Raw genomic sequence first — 14,964 nt, forward strand, 5'->3', positions numbered from 1 at the left:
TGGGCCAGATAAATCACCGCGCCGCGATTGACCAGAGCGACGTCACGCGTGTGTCAGTCGAAGATATCCTCGAGCACGTCGAACGCCTCGGAAAGGAACCGCTTCCCCAGCGTCTTGCGCTTTTTCTTCTTTCTGGACTTCGGCATCTCGCGTTCCCACAGCTGCAACGGCGTGGCGTGGACCTTGGGCCGCTTTTTCTTGCGCGGCTTGGCGCTCGCGGGCCCGTGCGAGGCCTCGGCACCCGGGAACATCTTCATGTCATGCAGAGGTGCGCCGCAGGACGCACAGGCCAGTTCGTGCCGCGTGTCGCCCTGCAAAACCAGCGCGGCGCGGGTACCGCAGTAACAGCAGGTGGCAATCTTGGAACCTGGGGGCAATGCGACTGTCCTTTCCGGTCTTTGGCACCGATATCGGCAGCCCTCCCCGGCCCTTCAAGCCCCCCCGCGCAGTCCTGCGGCATAAAGCGACACGGCAGCCGCGTTCGACACGTTGAGCGACCCGAAGTCGCGGGCAAAGTCGATGCGCACCAGCGTGTCGCAGGTTTCCTTGGTCTTTTGCCGCAGGCCCGGCCCTTCGGCGCCCAGCACCAGCGCCACGGCGCGGTCGCGGCGGCCGTCCAATGCGGCCTCGATGGTCTGATCGGCCTCTCCGTCGAGACCAAGCAGCAAATAGCCCATGCCGCGCAACCGCTCCATCGCGTCGGCCAGGTTGCGTTCGCGCAGATAGGGCTGGCGTTCCAGCGCGCCGCTCGCGGTCTTGGCCAGCGCGCCGGTTTCGGGCGCGGAATGGTGCAGCGTGCCGACGACAGCCGCCGCCCCGAAAACCTCGGCCGAGCGCAGGATGGCGCCGACGTTGTGCGGATCGGTGACCCGGTCCAGCAGCACGACGCGTGGCGGGCCGTCGCCGTCGCCCAGCGCCACATCCTCCAGCCGCCCCCAGTTCAGCGGCTTGACCTCGAGCGCCGCCCCCTGGTGCACCGACTGCGGATCAAGTGGGGCTGCAAACTTGCGCGGGTCACTGATCTCGGGCTCGATCCCCGCCTCGGCAATGGCATCGGCCAGCCGGTCGGCGGCGTTGAGCGTGACCACCAGCCGCAGCTTTTCGCGCCGGGGATTGACCAGCGCGTCGCGCACGGCGTGCAACCCGAAAAGCCACAGGGTCTCTGCCGCAGCGGCCTTGCGCGACTGCTCTTTCTCGACCACCCATTTCGGTTTCTTCGCCATGCCCCGGCCCCTTTCGCGATGCCGCCATCCATGCGCGTCGCGCGCCCTGCCCGCAAGGGTTTTCCGGCGCGATTTTCCGGTTGACGACGCAAATGGCCGCTAGTAATCACGCCTTCACGTCGAACGGAGCCTTGGCTTTGCACGACAGTGGGCGACAGGCCGCAAGGTGTGGCAGGGGACTGTAACTCCCTCGCGGAGACGCACGCTAGGTTCGATTCCTAGGTCGCCCACCATCTTACCGCCAATCTGACTTTTCAGCGGGCCTTGCGCGACCAGATGCGCAGGTCAATCATCGCCCTGGCGGTCACGCCGATGGCAAGCGCGCCAAGTGCGATCTTCGTGTAGAACTCCATCGTGCCTTCGATCAGCAGCGCGTGCAGGACGGTGCAGACCACGGCCACGCACGTCAGCGCCGCATGCCAGCGCCGCCAGGTGCGCCATCGCAGCCGCAGCCGCCCCCGCAGCAGCGCCAAGAGCCCGGCGGCGAAAATCGTCCACATCGCCGCCACACCCCATGGTGAAAAAGGTGTGGGAGAGCGGAAGAGCAGTGCATCCACCACGTCGGGCGGGCTGGTGATCCAGAGGCCCAGTACGTGCAGCGCCACCGCCCCCAGAAGGCTGATCCCGACCCAGCGGTGCAGACGGCGCGTGGCCATGGGCGACAAGCCCGGCAGATACCCGGCCACAGCCAAGGGCTGCAACGGCATCAGCGCAAGGCCCAGGATGCCTGCGAAGCCCGCCAGGATGTAGATTGGACGGCGATACTCGAGATACGGGCTGAACGCCGCCGCGACTACGGGCACCGCCAGCAGGGCCAGCAGCGCCGCCCAGAGGCCGACCGTGCGCAGCACGCGCGGATCAGGCCGGTTGCAGGACGAAATGCGCCTCGAGGCTGGTGTCGCGGGGGCTGTTCATCAGCGGGCGCAGGAACACGGTTTCGAAGTCTTCGCTGTCATAGGCGAGGTGCCCGTGCGCCTGTCCGAAGGCCGGGACGATCTGCGGCATCTCAAGACGAAAGACGCCATTGGCATCGGTCAGCGTCGCGCCGTGGCTGCGGGCGTCGCGTTCATGGCCTTCGGTGGTATGCGCCCAGATCTGGATGCGCTGACCGGGCAGTGGCGCGCCGTCACCCGCGCGGCGCACGGTGCCGGTCATCCAGAAGCCGCCACCGCCGATCCGGTCGACGACGGGAGCGCCGGGGCGGTAGTTGTTCGATCCGCCCCGCATCGACGGGGTGGGTGCCACACCCTGCGCCCGCGCGGGCATCAAAAGCCCAGCCCCGGCGGTGATCAGGGATGCGGCCCCTGCAGCCAGAACGATGCGGCGATGAATCGGAACGGTCGGCATGGTCAGGACTCCTTCCAGGGTCTGGATGGTGTTTTCTGCTAGGGTAAAACCTAGTCATTTGCCCGCCGGAAACCAGCCGGGTGCCTCCCGGACGCGCCGCTTTGCGCTAACATATGCGTGAGGACGCACCTGTCCCGCCCCCGAAAGCGGCAGGTACGCCGGCGCGCTCAGACCACGTTGACGGTCAGCGTGCCCACCCCGTCGATGACCGCCTCGAGCGTGTCGCCGCGGGTCACGGCCCCCACGCCCGCGGGCGTTCCGGCCAGGATCACGTCACCGGTCCGCAGCTCGAAATAGTCCGACAGGTACGAGATCATCTCGGGCACCTTCCAGATCATCTGGTTCAGGTCGCCCTCTTGCCGCAGCGTGCCATTGACGCTGAGCGCGATGCGCCCCTCGCCGGGGTGCCCGACCTCGGACACCGGGCGGAGCGGCCCCACCGGGGCGGAGCGTTCGAACGCCTTGCCGATCTCCCACGGGCGGCCGAGTTTCTTGGCCTCGCCCTGCAGATCCCGGCGCGTCATGTCGAGCGCCACGCCATAGCCCCAGACATGCTTCAGCGCGTCCTCGACCGTGATGCCCGTGCCGCCGGATTTCAGCGCCACCAGCAGTTCGACCTCGTGATGCACGTCCTGGGATTTCGGCGGGTAGGGAAACGTGCCCGACGGGTCGAGGTTGTCGGGATTCTTCTGGAAAAAGAAGGGCGGATCGCGGTCGGGGTCATGCCCCATCTCGACCGCGTGGGCGGCGAAGTTGCGGCCGATGCAATAGACCCGCCGGACCGGAAAGGTGCCGCCTTTTTCGGTCGGCAGGGCGGTGACATCGGGTGCCGGAACGACATGGTTGGACATGGCTTTTCTCCCTGAAATCCTTTGTGAAAAAGGTCTATGCGGAACCGCGCCGGTCCGCAATCCGCACGACCCCGCAGGCCGCCTGAAGCGCCGGCCGCGCGGCGACCCCCCTGTTTTTCGCGCCGACAACATGCTAGGCGACACCAAACTTGGTATACCATCGACCCGGCCGATTGCAGCAAAGCATCCGCCGAACATCAGGAGATCCGCATGCGCGACGACACCCTCTTTTCCCCACATGGCAAACATCTGATCGCAGGCGACTGGGTGGCAAGCGACACCACCTTTACGAACGACCCCGCCAGCGGCGAATCCGCCACATTCAGCGCGGGCACGCCCGATCTGGTCAACCGCGCCTGCGAGGCCGCGGAAGAGGCGTTCTGGTCCTATGGCTACACCAGCCGCGCAGATCGCGCCGCCTTTCTGAACGCCATCGCCGACGAGATCGAGGCCCGGGCCGAGCAGATCACCGACATCGGCACCCGCGAAACCGGCCTGCCCGAGGCGCGCCTGCAGGGCGAACGCGGGCGCACGACCGGGCAGCTGCGGATGTTCGCGGATCATATCCTCAAGGGCGATTACCTTGACCGCCGCCACGATACCGCCCTGCCCGACCGCGCGCCGCTGCCACGGCCCGACCTCAAGATGGTGCAGCGCCCCATCGGCCCGGTGGCGGTCTTCGGCGCATCGAACTTTCCGCTGGCCTTCTCCACCGCCGGGGGCGACACCGCCGCGGCACTCGCCGCCGGGTGCCCCGTGGTGGTCAAGGGCCATCCCGCCCACCCCGGCACCGGCGAAATCGTGGCCGAGGCGATCCATGCCGCGATCCAGAGCCGCGGCATCGCGCCGGGTGTCTTCAGCCTGGTGCAGGACGGCACTCGCGAGGTCGGCCAGGCGCTGGTCCAGCATCCGCTGATCCGCGCGGTGGGCTTTACCGGCAGCCTGGGCGGCGGGCGCGCGCTGTATGACCTATGCGCACAGCGGCCCGAACCGATCCCGTTTTTCGGCGAACTCGGCTCGGTCAACCCGATGTTCCTGCTGGCGCAGGCGGCCAAGGCGCGCGGCGCGGAGGTCGGCACCGGCTGGGCCGGGTCGCTGACCATGGGCGCGGGGCAGTTCTGCACCAACCCCGGCATCGCCGTGGTGGAATCGGGTTCGGATGGCGATGCTTTCGTCAAGGCCGCCGCCGAGGCGCTCAAGGACGTTCAGGCGCAGTGCATGCTGACGGACGGCATCGCCAAGGCCTACCAATCGGGCAAGTCGCGCTTTGACGGGCGCGAAGGTGTCACGCCGGTGCTGGTCACCGACAGTGATGGCCGCAACGCCACGCCCAACCTTTATGAGACCGACGCCAAGACCTATCTTCAGGACCACACCCTGGGCGAAGAGGTCTTTGGCCCGCTGGGGCTGGTGGTGCGCGTGAGCGGCCCGGATGAGATGGTGACGCTTGCCCGCGGGCTGGAAGGGCAGCTGACCTGCACGCTGCACATGGATGAAGGCGATACCGCACAAGCGCAACAGCTGCTGCCGGTGCTGGAGCGCAAGGCGGGCCGGGTGCTGGCCAACGGCTTCCCCACCGGGGTCGAAGTGGCCGACGCGATGGTGCACGGCGGGCCCTACCCGGCGTCGACCAACTTCGGCGCGACCTCGGTCGGGACGCTCTCGATCCGCCGTTTCCTGCGGCCGGTCTGTTATCAGAACATGCCCGACGCGATCCTGCCGGGCGACCTGCAGCCCTGATGCCCTGGCGGGTGGCACGGCGTCAGGCCCGGCCACCCGCCGTCACAACTGGCGCAGCACCTCGTCCAGCAGGGTCTTGGCAATCGGCGACAGGTGGTGCTGACGATGATGCAGCACCAGGTAGGACGACACGACGATGCTTTCCTCGATATCGATGATCCCCAGCCCCGGATCTGTCCGGGTCAGCATCCGCGCCACCTCGCGGGTTTGCGGGGCGATGGCATCCGATCCGGTCACGACGCTCAGCGCCACAAGCAGGGACGAACTGTTCGTCACCTTGCCGGGCGTGGCCAGGCCGTTTTCCAGAAACGCCTGCTCCAGCGCCGTGCGGATCGGCGATCCGGGCTCCTGAATCACGAATTCAAACGGCAGCGTATCGGCGAGCGTCACGGCCCGGCCGAGCAGCGGGTGATCGCCCCGCGCCATCAGGCAGACCTCTTCGGTGCGGCCCGGATAGGCGTGAAAGGCGCGGGTTTCGTGGCTCGACCCGATTCGCGCCAGCACGAAGTCGAACCGCCCCTCCTCCAGCCCCCGGATCAGAGTGACCGAGGGCGCGACCTCGATCGTGGGCTGAATGTCGGGGGCAACCTTCCGCACCTGGGTGAGCGCGGGAACCAGCGCCGCCACCGCCGGGCCGGTCACCGCGCCGACGCGCACCGCCCCTGCGCGCCCGCCGCGCAGGTTCGACACCTCCTTGGTCAGGGTGTCGACCTCGGACAGGATGACCCGTGCGTGGCGCACGAACGCCTCTCCGATCGGGGTGGGCGCCATGCCGCGCGGCAGCCGGTCAAAAAGCGGCCCGCCGACATCGGCCTCGATCTCGGACAGCAGGCGCGACGCGGCGGGTTGCGACATGCCGACCGCCTCGGCCGCGGTTTGCAGCTTTCCGGTATCGCGAATGGCGCGGATGAGCCGAAGGTGCGACGGCTTGAGCCTTTGTGTGAGCGAAGGGTTCATGATTAAAGCATATCAATTTTGGAATGACGTTCTATCATTTTTGCATTAGATTGTTATGACGCACTCCTCTAGCCCTGTCACTCACGGGCTGCGCCGCCAAAGAGCGACAGCCGCAGGAGGAGGAAGACATGACCCTGAAGTCCATTCTGGTGAGCACCGCGCTGGTCGCCACCTTTGCCACCGGCGCCATCGCCGAGGGCCTTGTCGGCATCGCGATGCCGACCAAGTCATCCGCGCGCTGGATCTCGGACGGCGAATCCATGGTGTCGCAGTTCGAAGAGGCGGGATACGACACGATCCTGCAATATGCCGAGGATGACATCCCGAACCAGCTGGCGCAAATCGAGAACATGATCACCAACGGCGTGAACGTGCTGGTCATCGCCGCCATCGACGGCACGACCCTGTCGAACGCGCTGGAGAACGCGCATTTCGCGGGCATCGACGTCATCGCCTATGACCGCCTGATCCGCGACAGCGAACACGTGAGCTATTACGCCACCTTCGACAACTTCAAGGTCGGTGTGCAGCAGGCCGAAACCCTGGTCGCCGGTCTGGAAGAGCGGTTCCCGGATGCGGAAACCTGGAATGTCGAGCTGTTCGGCGGATCGCCGGACGACAACAACGCCTATTTCTTCTACGATGGCGCAATGTCGGTGCTGCAGCCGATGATCGACGACGGCAAGATCACCATCGTGTCGGGCCAGATGGGCATGGACACCGTGGGCACCCTGCGCTGGGACGGCGCGGTGGCGCAGGCGCGCATGGATAACCTTTTGTCGGCGCATTACACCGACAAGACCGTGCACGGCGTTCTGTCGCCCTATGACGGCCTGTCCATCGGGATCCTGTCATCGCTCAAGGGTGTCGGCTATGGCTCGGGCGACACGGCGATGCCGATCGTGACCGGCCAGGACGCCGAGGTGCCGTCGGTCAAGTCGATCCTCGCGGGCGAGCAATACTCGACCATCTTTAAGGACACCCGCGAACTGGCGCGCGTGACCGTCGGCATGGTGGATGCGATCCTCGAAGGCGGCGAGCCCGAGATCAACGACACCGAAACCTACGACAACGGCGTCAAGGTCGTGCCGTCCTACCTGCTCGAACCGCTGAAGGTGACCGAGGAGAACTGGGAAGAGCGCCTGATCGACAGCGGCTACTACACCATGGACCAGATCAAGTAAGCGCCTGTGTCGCTTTGCTTTTGATCACCACCCGGCGGACCGGTGCATCCGGTCCGCCGCCCCCTGACCCATTTTCCATCACGCGAGGCCCGCGCCCAGCAGGACATTCTGCTTGAGATGCGCTCCCTAACCAAGACGTTCCCCGGCGTCCGGGCGCTGGACGATGTTTCGCTCAAGGTGAAAACCGGAGAGATTCACGCCATCTGCGGCGAAAACGGCGCAGGCAAGTCGACGCTGATGAAGGTCCTGTCGGGGGTCTATCCGGCAGGCAGCTACGAGGGCGAAATCCAGTACGACGGCGCGCTGGCGCAGTTCCGCGACATCTCGGATTCCGAGGCGCGCGGCATCATCATCATCCATCAGGAGCTGGCGCTCGTGCCGCTGCTGTCGATCGCCGAGAACCTGTTCCTGGGCAACGAGAACGCCACCGGCGGCGTCATTGACTGGCGCGAAACCAACCGGCGCACCGAAACCCTGCTGCGCAAGGTCGGCCTGCGCGACGCGCCGACGGTGCTGGTCGAAAAGCTGGGCGTCGGCAAGCAGCAACTGGTCGAGATCGCCAAGGCGCTGGCCAAGGATGTGCGCCTGCTGATCCTGGACGAACCCACCGCCGCGCTGTCAGAGTCGGACAGCCAGGCCCTGCTGGACCTGATGCTGGAACTCAAGGCGCAGGGCATGACGCAGATCATCATCAGCCACAAGCTGAACGAGGTGCGGCGCGTGGCCGATACCGTCACGGTGATCCGCGACGGCCACGCGGTCAGCAGTTTCGACGCCGCGGGCCAGGGCATCACCGAGGACCGCATCGTGCGCGACATGGTCGGCCGGTCGATGGAAAACCGCTATCCCAGCCGCACGCCCGACATCGGCAAGACCATCCTGCGCGTCGCCGACTGGTCGGTCTACCACCCCGAACATGACGACCGGCAGGTGATCCGCAACGTCGGCTTCGACGTCCGCGCGGGCGAGGTTGTGGGGATTGCCGGCCTGATGGGCGCGGGCCGCACGGAACTCGCCATGTCGATCTTTGGCCAAAGCTGGGGCCAGAACATCAGCGGTACCGTCGAAATGCACGGCACGCCCGTGGACGTGTCGGACGTCAGCCGTGCGATCAAGGCGGGGCTCGCCTACGTGACCGAGGACCGCAAGAGCCTTGGCCTGATCCTGGACGATACGATCACCCGTAACATCACCCTGGCGAACCTGCCGCAGGTGGCCAACGGTGCTGTACTCAACGAACGTCGCGAAGCGCAGGTGGCCGAAAAGTACCGCACCGATCTGGGCATCCGCACGCCGGGCGTGTTCCAGAAGGTGGTGAACCTGTCGGGCGGCAACCAGCAGAAGGTCGTGCTGTCGAAATGGCTTTTCGCCGGGCCCGAGGTGCTGATCCTGGACGAACCGACGCGCGGCATCGACGTCGGCGCGAAATACGAAATCTACGGCCTGATCAACGATCTGGCCGCCGCCGGCAAGGGCGTGGTCATGATCTCGTCCGAGATGCCCGAGCTTCTGGGCATGTGCGACCGGATATACGTCATGAACGAAGGGGCCTTTGTGGGCGAAATGCCCAGCAGTGAGGCCAGTCAGGAGCGGATCATGTCGCTCATCGTGAACGAATAGGGGAAGAGGGCATGTCAGTCGCAGAAGACACATCGCGCAACGCGGGCACCTCCGGGGGCATCAGCAGTTACCTCAAGGCGCACCTGCGCGAATACGGGCTGCTGTTCGCGCTGATCGCGATCATGGCGTTCTTTCAGATCGTCACCGGCGGTACACTGCTCAGGCCGATCAACCTGACCAACCTGCTGCTGCAGAACAGCTATATCGTGATCATGGCGCTGGGGATGCTGGTGGTGATCGTGGCGGGCCATATCGACCTGTCGGTGGGGTCGGTCATGGGCTTCATCGGCGCGCTGGCGGCGGTGATGGTGGTCAACTGGGACATGTCGATCGCGGTCACGATGCTGACTTGCATCGCCGTCGGCGCCCTTATTGGCGGGGCGCAGGGCTACTGGATCGCCTACTGGAAAATCCCGTCCTTCATCGTGACGCTCGCGGGCATGCTGGTCTTTCGCGGCCTGTCGCTCTGGCTGCTCGAAGGGCAGTCGGTCGGCCCCTTCCCGCGCGAATTCCAGGTCATCGCCACCGGTTTCGTGCCCGATATCCTGCCCGGCGGCGACACGCTAAAGGGCCTTGTGGGCGTGCGCAATTTCAACGTGCTGGCCTTTGCCACCGGGATCGTCGCGGCGGGCTGGGTCGTCTGGTCGGGCCTGCGCCAGCGCGCGCGCAACAAGGCCTACGGGATCGAGGATGAACCGCGCGCCTTTTTCGTCGTGCGCACCGCCATCGTCGCCTTTGCGCTGGTGTTCATCCTTTACAAGCTCGCGACCTTCCGCGGCCTGCCCAACGTGCTGTTGACCATGGGTGTGCTGACCATCGTCTATGCCTTCATCACCGAACGCACGGTGCTGGGCCGCCGGGTCTATGCCCTGGGCGGCAACGAAAAGGCCGCCAAACTCTCTGGCATCAAGACCGAGCGGCTGACCTTCCTCGCCTTCGTCAACATGGGGATGCTGGCGGCGGTGGCGGGGCTGGTCTTTGCCGCGCGGCTGAACACCGCGACGCCCAAGGCCGGGTTTGCGCTGGAACTGGATGTGATCGCGGCGGTCTTTATCGGCGGCGCGTCAATGTCGGGCGGCGTGGGCAAGATCGTCGGTGCGGTCGTGGGCGCCTTCCTGATGGGCGTGCTCAACAACGGCATGTCGATCATGGGCATCGGCATCGACTATCAGCAGATGATCAAGGGGCTTGTGCTGCTCGCCGCCGTGATCTTTGACGTCTACAACAAGAAAAAGGGCTGAGGGGCATGACATTCAAACCCGCCCCCTGGCCGCGCAAGCTGCGCTCTGCCGAATGGTACACCGGCAGCACAAAGGACGTGATCTATCATCGCGGCTGGATGAAGAACCAGGGCTACCCGGACGATCTGTTCGACGGGCGCCCGATCATCGGCATCCTGAACACCTGGTCCGACATGACGCCCTGCAACGGGCATCTGCGCGAACTGGCCGAAAAGGTGAAGGCGGGCATCTGGGAGGCTGGCGGCTTTCCGATGGAGGTGCCGGTCTTCTCGGCCTCGGAAAACACCTTCCGGCCGACGGCGATGATGTTCCGCAACCTCGCCGCCCTGTCGATCGAGGAACAGATCAGAGGCCAGCCGATGGATGGCTGCGTGCTGATGGTGGGCTGCGACAAGACCACGCCGTCGCTGCTGATGGCCGCGGCCTCCTGCGATCTGCCGTCCATCGTCGTGACCGGCGGCCCGATGCTGAACGGCTGGTTCCAGGGCGAACGGGTGGGCGCGGGCACGCACCTGTGGCGCTTTTCCGAAGCCGTGAAGGCCGGAGAGATGACGCAGGACGAATTCCTTGACGCGGAATCCGCCGTGACGCGGTCCTCGGGCAGTTGCAACACCATGGGCACGGCGTCGTCGATGGCCTCGATGTCCGAAGCGCTTGGCATGGCGTTGTCGGGCAACGCCGCGATTCCGGCGGTGGATGCGCGCCGCCGCGTCATGGCGCAGCTGTCGGGCCGCCGGATCGTGCAGATGGTCAAGGACGATCTGAAACCGTCCGACATCCTGACCCGAGCGGCCTTTGAAAACGCCATCCGCTGCAACGGCGCCGTCGGCGGGTCGACCAACACCGTCGTCCACATGCTCGCCATCGCGGGCCGCGTCGGCGTGGACATCACGCTGGATGACTGGGACCGCTGCGGGCGCGACATCGCCACGATCCTGAACCTGCAACCCTCGGGCAAATACCTGATGGAGGAGTTTTTCTATGCCGGCGGTCTGCCGGTCGTGCTCAAACGGCTGGCCGAGGGCGGCAAGCTGCACAAGGATGCGCTGACCGTGTCGGGCCAGACCATCTGGGACGAGGTCAAGGATGCGCAGAACTGGAACGAGGATGTGATCCGCCCCGTCGACAAACCGCTGACCGACAAGGGTGGAATTGCGGTGCTCAAGGGCAACCTCGCCCCCAGGGGCGCGATCCTGAAACCCTCTGCCGCGTCAAAGCATCTGATGCAGCACCGGGGCCGCGCCGTGGTGTTCGAGGATATCGACGACTACAAGGCCCGGATCAACGACGACGCGCTTGAGATCGACGAGACCTGCATCATGGTTCTCAAGAACTGCGGCCCCAAGGGCTATCCCGGCATGGCCGAGGTCGGCAACATGGGCCTGCCGCCCAAGGTGCTGAAAAAGGGCATCAAGGACATGATCCGCATTTCCGACGCCCGCATGTCAGGTACTGCCTATGGCACCGTGATCCTGCATGCCGCCCCCGAAGCGGCGGCGGGCGGGCCGCTGGCGGTGGTGCGCACAGGCGACATGATCGAGGTCGATGTCGACGCGCGTCGCCTGCACCTCGATATCCCGGAGGCAGAGTTGCAAGAGCGGCTCGAGGCATGGCAACCGACGCATGACCGCGCGCAAAGCGGGTACGAATGGTTGCACCAGACCCATGTCGAAGGCGCCGACACGGGAGCGGATCTGGATTTCCTGAAAGGATGCCGGGGCGCGCGGGTAGGAAAGGACAGTCACTGATGAAAGTCGCTCTTGTCGGGATCGGAAAGATCGCCGTGGACCAGCACGTGCCCGCCATCGCGAACAGCGATGATTGGGAGCTTTCGGCCACGGTCAGCCGCAACGGCAGCGTCGAGGGCGTGCCCGCCTTCACCGACTTGGGTGAGATGCTGAGCGCGCATCCCGAGGTCCGGGTCGTATCGCTGTGCCTGCCGCCGGTGCCACGGTTCGACAGCGCCATGCAGGCGCTGCGCGCCGGTCGGCACGTGATGCTGGAAAAGCCGCCCGGGGCCACCATCGCAGAATGCCACGCGCTGGACGCGGCCGCGCGCGAGGCCGGGCTGACGATCTATGCCACGTGGCATTCGCGCCACGCCGACATGGTGGCGGCAGCCAAGGACTGGCTGGCCAAGCGAAGACTGCGCAGGATGACCGTCACCTGGAAGGAAGACGTGCGCCGCTGGCACCCCGGGCAGGCCTGGATCTGGGAACCCGGCGGGCTTGGGGTCTTTGACCCCGGCATCAACGCCCTGTCCATCGTGACGGAAATTCTGCCCGACGACATTCATGTGGCCAGCGCCGAACTGGACGTGCCGTCGAACTGCCAGACCCCCATCGGGGCGCGGATCGCCTTTCATCACCCAAAGGGCGCGGAAGTCACCGCGACCTTCGACTGGCGCCAGGATGGCGACCAGATCTGGCGGATCGAGGCCGAAACCGACGATGGCACGCTGACCCTGGCCGATGGCGGCGCGGTCATGGCCGTCGACGGCACACCGACGGGTACGGCGGCCCCCCTGTCGGGCGAATATCCGCGGCTTTACGCCGAAATGGCCGCGCTCGTCACCAAGGGTCGTCGCGACATGGACCTGCGCCCGATGGTGCTGGCGACCGACGCGCTGGCCCTGGGTCGGCGCATCGCCACCGACCCGTTTCACGACTGACGCGCGACCGCGCCCAAGAAAGGACAGTTCATGACCCGACCGCTTCGCGGCATTTTGCCGGTCGCCCCGACCCCGTTCCACGACGATGGCAGCATCGACACCGAAGGCATGACCCGGGTGATCGACTGCATGATCGACCAGGGGGTCGATGCGATCTGCATTCTGGCCAACTATTCCGAACAGTTCGTCCTGTCCGATGCCGAACGTGCCACACTGACCCGCGTGTCGCTGGAACACGCAGCGGGGCGTGTGCCGATCATCGTCACGGTCAGCCATTTCAGCACACAGGTCGTGATCGACCGCGCGCGCGAGGCGGAAAGCCTGGGCGCGTCGATGCTGATGATGATGCCGCCCTATCATGGCGTCGGGCTCGCCCCGGCGGAGGCGGGCATCTTTGAACATTTCGCCGCCGTGTCCGATGCGATCTCGATCCCGATCATGGTGCAGGACGCGCCGCTGTCGGGCGTGTCGCTGCCCGTACCGCTGCTGGTGCGCATGGCCCGAGAGATCGAGAATGTGAGCTATTTCAAGATGGAAATGCCCTTTGCCGCCGACAAGCTCGCCGCGCTGATCGAGGCGGGCGGAGAGCACATCCTGGGCCCCTTCGACGGTGAAGAGGCCGCCACCCTTCTGGCCGATCTCGACGCGGGCTGCACCGGCACCATGACCTCGGCGCTGCAGCCGGAGCGGATCGGGCCCATCGTGAGCAACTACCTTGCCGGTGACACCGACGCCGCGCTGGCGGGCTGGCGCGACTGCCTGCCGCTGATCAACCACGAAAACCGCCAGTGCGGCCTGCGCGCCACCAAGGTGGTGATGAAGGTCGGCGGCGTGATCGGGTCGGACCATGTGCGCCATCCGCTCAAACCGATGTCGGACCGGACCCGCAACCGCCTGCTGCAACTGGCCGCCAACAGCGACCTCATCGCGCTGCGCTGGGGGCGGTAGAGCGAGGTGTAGACAAATTGAACCGCGCGCGCGGCCTTGAGCCGACGTACGAGCCAGGCACCCGGCGCGGAATCGAGGCCGAAGGCCGCCGCGCTATGGCAGTCGCGCTCCCACGCGGCTGCGATTTGGTTGAGCTTGGTGCAAAGCGGGGGTGGTGTGCAGACTTGGCTGGGATAAAGCGCCTGAGCGGAAGGAGCTGATCGCATCCGCGCGCGAATGCAACGGCGAGGCTCGTCAGCCGGTTGCCCAAGGTCCGCTTCAGGCCGGTTCAAGACAATCGCAGGACGCTTTCAGACGCCACCCTCATCGCGGAAGGCACGCGGCGTGCGGCCTTCTGCAGCCTTGAATGTCCGGCTGAAAAACCCGGTGTCGCGAAATCCGGCGCGGTAGCCCACATCGGCGATGGAATGGCGGGTAAAGGCCAGAAGCCGCTTGGCCTCGACCAGGCGGCGCTGCCGGACCAGCGCGTTGGGCGTGGCACCCAGGATGCGGCGGCAGATCCGCGTGAGGTGCGGCGCGGACACGCCGACCATGGCGGCATAGTCCGCCACCGTCATGGCACTGGCGAAATGCGCCTCGACCGCGTCGCAGAACGCCTGCGCCTGCCGTTCGTGCCGGGTGAGGTCGCTGTCGCCCAGCGCGCTGCCCACGGCGAAGCGGCGGCGCATGTCGGCGCGGATATAGCCCAGCATCAGCCGCACCTGCGCCTGTAACAGCATGCTGCGGTCGGGGCCGATCTGCCGAAACGTCGCCGCCGCCTGCTGCATCAGCGCCGCGACCGCCGCGAAATGCGGGGCGTCGGACGCGGTCAGGATCGCGGCGGCATCGCCCGCCTGGGCGATCATCTCGGCGCTTTCCACCGCGATCAGGTCCATCGGCAGGGTCAGCACATCGCCCACCACGTCGGGCGGAAACCGGAACCCGTGCGGCACGCTGGGCGGCATCAACAGCAGCAACGGCCCGGAGCTTTGGTATTCTGCATCCCCCGCCACGACCCTGACACCGGGCGTCTGGAACAGGAAAACCTGCGCCAGCCGCCGGTGGCGGTGCAGTCGGATTGTCCACCCGTGACGGCTGCTGCGTTCGTGGATCGTTTCGTGATGCACCGGATCGGCAAGCGTGCCAGACAGCAGTTCGCCATAAAGTTCGTAGGTCGGAACAGAGCGGGTCATGCGGCGGGGG

The 14,964-nt window shown here is 66.1% G+C and carries 14 protein-coding genes and 1 tRNA gene; 8 read left to right on the forward strand and 7 right to left on the reverse strand.

The features are described 5' to 3' along the window. Nucleotides 1-53: 53 nt before the first annotated feature. Both ACOXXX_RS05405 and rlmB read right to left on the reverse strand, forming a co-directional pair. Nucleotides 54-377 carry a hypothetical protein gene (locus tag ACOXXX_RS05405; protein ID WP_422825534.1) on the reverse strand — a complete coding sequence of 108 codons (324 nt, stop codon included), beginning with the start codon at nt 375-377 and terminating at the stop codon, nt 54-56. 54 nt (nt 378-431) lie between these two features. Further along, nucleotides 432-1,223: a 23S rRNA (guanosine(2251)-2'-O)-methyltransferase RlmB gene (rlmB, locus tag ACOXXX_RS05410; RefSeq protein WP_422825535.1), complete on the reverse strand. Its 792-nt coding sequence runs from the start codon at nt 1,221-1,223 to the stop codon at nt 432-434. 149 nt (nt 1,224-1,372) lie between these two features. Here rlmB and ACOXXX_RS05415 point away from each other — a divergent pair. Then, nucleotides 1,373-1,456, forward strand: a tRNA-Tyr gene (locus ACOXXX_RS05415). A 21-nt stretch (nt 1,457-1,477) separates the two neighbouring features. On the opposite strand, the gene ACOXXX_RS05420 is transcribed toward ACOXXX_RS05415, so the two are convergent. The 3 genes from ACOXXX_RS05420 to ACOXXX_RS05430 form a co-directional block, all read right to left on the reverse strand. Further along, the gene (locus tag ACOXXX_RS05420) at nt 1,478-2,074 is read right to left on the reverse strand and encodes a ferric reductase-like transmembrane domain-containing protein (protein WP_422825536.1); all 597 of its coding nucleotides are present in this window, start codon (nt 2,072-2,074) and stop codon (nt 1,478-1,480) included. 7 nt (nt 2,075-2,081) lie between these two features. Then, on the reverse strand, nt 2,082-2,570 hold the full coding sequence (locus tag ACOXXX_RS05425; protein WP_422825537.1) for a twin-arginine translocation pathway signal: 489 nt from the start codon (nt 2,568-2,570) through the stop codon (nt 2,082-2,084). 167 nt (nt 2,571-2,737) lie between these two features. After that, nucleotides 2,738-3,421 (reverse strand): fumarylacetoacetate hydrolase family protein, encoded by a 684-nt coding sequence (locus ACOXXX_RS05430; protein WP_422825538.1) that lies wholly within the window; start codon nt 3,419-3,421, stop codon nt 2,738-2,740. 210 nt (nt 3,422-3,631) lie between these two features. On the opposite strand from ACOXXX_RS05430, the gene ACOXXX_RS05435 reads away from it, so the two are divergent. Next, nucleotides 3,632-5,161, forward strand: a complete 1,530-nt coding sequence (locus ACOXXX_RS05435) for an aldehyde dehydrogenase (NADP(+)) (RefSeq protein WP_422825539.1) — start codon at nt 3,632-3,634, stop codon at nt 5,159-5,161. 42 nt (nt 5,162-5,203) lie between these two features. On the opposite strand, the gene ACOXXX_RS05440 is transcribed toward ACOXXX_RS05435, so the two are convergent. Beyond that, nucleotides 5,204-6,118 (reverse strand): LysR family transcriptional regulator, encoded by a 915-nt coding sequence (locus ACOXXX_RS05440; protein WP_422825540.1) that lies wholly within the window; start codon nt 6,116-6,118, stop codon nt 5,204-5,206. A gap of 128 nt (nt 6,119-6,246) precedes the next feature. On the opposite strand from ACOXXX_RS05440, the gene chvE reads away from it, so the two are divergent. The 6 genes from chvE to ACOXXX_RS05470 all read left to right on the forward strand — a co-directional run bounded on the left by chvE (nt 6,247) and on the right by ACOXXX_RS05470 (nt 13,782). Next, on the forward strand, nt 6,247-7,302 hold the full coding sequence (chvE, locus tag ACOXXX_RS05445) for a multiple monosaccharide ABC transporter substrate-binding protein (RefSeq protein ID WP_422825541.1): 1,056 nt from the start codon (nt 6,247-6,249) through the stop codon (nt 7,300-7,302). Between the two features lie 117 nt (nt 7,303-7,419). After that, complete coding sequence (gene mmsA, locus ACOXXX_RS05450; protein WP_422825542.1) at nt 7,420-8,922, forward strand: multiple monosaccharide ABC transporter ATP-binding protein; 1,503 nt, start codon at nt 7,420-7,422, stop codon at nt 8,920-8,922. 11 nt (nt 8,923-8,933) lie between these two features. Beyond that, a complete protein-coding gene (mmsB, locus tag ACOXXX_RS05455) occupies nt 8,934-10,163 on the forward strand; it encodes a multiple monosaccharide ABC transporter permease (protein WP_422825543.1) in 1,230 nt (409 codons plus the stop codon). Between the two features lie 5 nt (nt 10,164-10,168). Further along, the gene (gene araD / locus ACOXXX_RS05460; RefSeq protein ID WP_422825544.1) at nt 10,169-11,911 is read left to right on the forward strand and encodes an L-arabinonate dehydratase; all 1,743 of its coding nucleotides are present in this window, start codon (nt 10,169-10,171) and stop codon (nt 11,909-11,911) included. Next, a complete protein-coding gene (locus ACOXXX_RS05465) occupies nt 11,911-12,834 on the forward strand; it encodes a Gfo/Idh/MocA family protein (protein ID WP_422825545.1) in 924 nt (307 codons plus the stop codon). The genes araD and ACOXXX_RS05465 overlap by 1 nt, the downstream gene beginning before the upstream one ends. Nucleotides 12,835-12,864: 30 nt before the next feature. Continuing rightward, nucleotides 12,865-13,782 (forward strand): dihydrodipicolinate synthase family protein, encoded by a 918-nt coding sequence (locus tag ACOXXX_RS05470; protein ID WP_422825546.1) that lies wholly within the window; start codon nt 12,865-12,867, stop codon nt 13,780-13,782. Nucleotides 13,783-14,072: 290 nt separating this feature from the next. Here the strand turns inward: ACOXXX_RS05470 and ACOXXX_RS05475 are convergent, their stop codons facing one another. Then, nucleotides 14,073-14,954, reverse strand: a complete 882-nt coding sequence (locus ACOXXX_RS05475; RefSeq protein ID WP_422825547.1) for a helix-turn-helix domain-containing protein — start codon at nt 14,952-14,954, stop codon at nt 14,073-14,075. Nucleotides 14,955-14,964 lie beyond the last annotated feature (10 nt).

It is taken from the genome of Thalassococcus sp. BH17M4-6 (genome assembly GCF_049323015.1).
Lineage (GTDB): Bacteria > Pseudomonadota > Alphaproteobacteria > Rhodobacterales > Rhodobacteraceae > Puniceibacterium.

What these genes read in the sequence shown, in the direction of transcription:
- rlmB (WP_422825535.1), bottom strand. Translation starts at nt 1,223, where the DNA reads ATGGCGAAGAAACCGAAATGGGTGGTCGAGAAAGAGCAGTCGCGCAAG.
- ACOXXX_RS05425 (WP_422825537.1), bottom strand. Translation starts at nt 2,570, where the DNA reads ATGCCGACCGTTCCGATTCATCGCCGCATCGTTCTGGCTGCAGGGGCC.
- ACOXXX_RS05430 (WP_422825538.1), bottom strand. Translation starts at nt 3,421, where the DNA reads ATGTCCAACCATGTCGTTCCGGCACCCGATGTCACCGCCCTGCCGACC.
- ACOXXX_RS05435 (WP_422825539.1), top strand. Translation starts at nt 3,632, where the DNA reads ATGCGCGACGACACCCTCTTTTCCCCACATGGCAAACATCTGATCGCA.
- ACOXXX_RS05440 (WP_422825540.1), bottom strand. Translation starts at nt 6,118, where the DNA reads ATGAACCCTTCGCTCACACAAAGGCTCAAGCCGTCGCACCTTCGGCTC.
- chvE (WP_422825541.1), top strand. Translation starts at nt 6,247, where the DNA reads ATGACCCTGAAGTCCATTCTGGTGAGCACCGCGCTGGTCGCCACCTTT.
- mmsA (WP_422825542.1), top strand. Translation starts at nt 7,420, where the DNA reads ATGCGCTCCCTAACCAAGACGTTCCCCGGCGTCCGGGCGCTGGACGAT.
- mmsB (WP_422825543.1), top strand. Translation starts at nt 8,934, where the DNA reads ATGTCAGTCGCAGAAGACACATCGCGCAACGCGGGCACCTCCGGGGGC.
- araD (WP_422825544.1), top strand. Translation starts at nt 10,169, where the DNA reads ATGACATTCAAACCCGCCCCCTGGCCGCGCAAGCTGCGCTCTGCCGAA.
- ACOXXX_RS05465 (WP_422825545.1), top strand. Translation starts at nt 11,911, where the DNA reads ATGAAAGTCGCTCTTGTCGGGATCGGAAAGATCGCCGTGGACCAGCAC.
- ACOXXX_RS05470 (WP_422825546.1), top strand. Translation starts at nt 12,865, where the DNA reads ATGACCCGACCGCTTCGCGGCATTTTGCCGGTCGCCCCGACCCCGTTC.
- ACOXXX_RS05475 (WP_422825547.1), bottom strand. Translation starts at nt 14,954, where the DNA reads ATGACCCGCTCTGTTCCGACCTACGAACTTTATGGCGAACTGCTGTCT.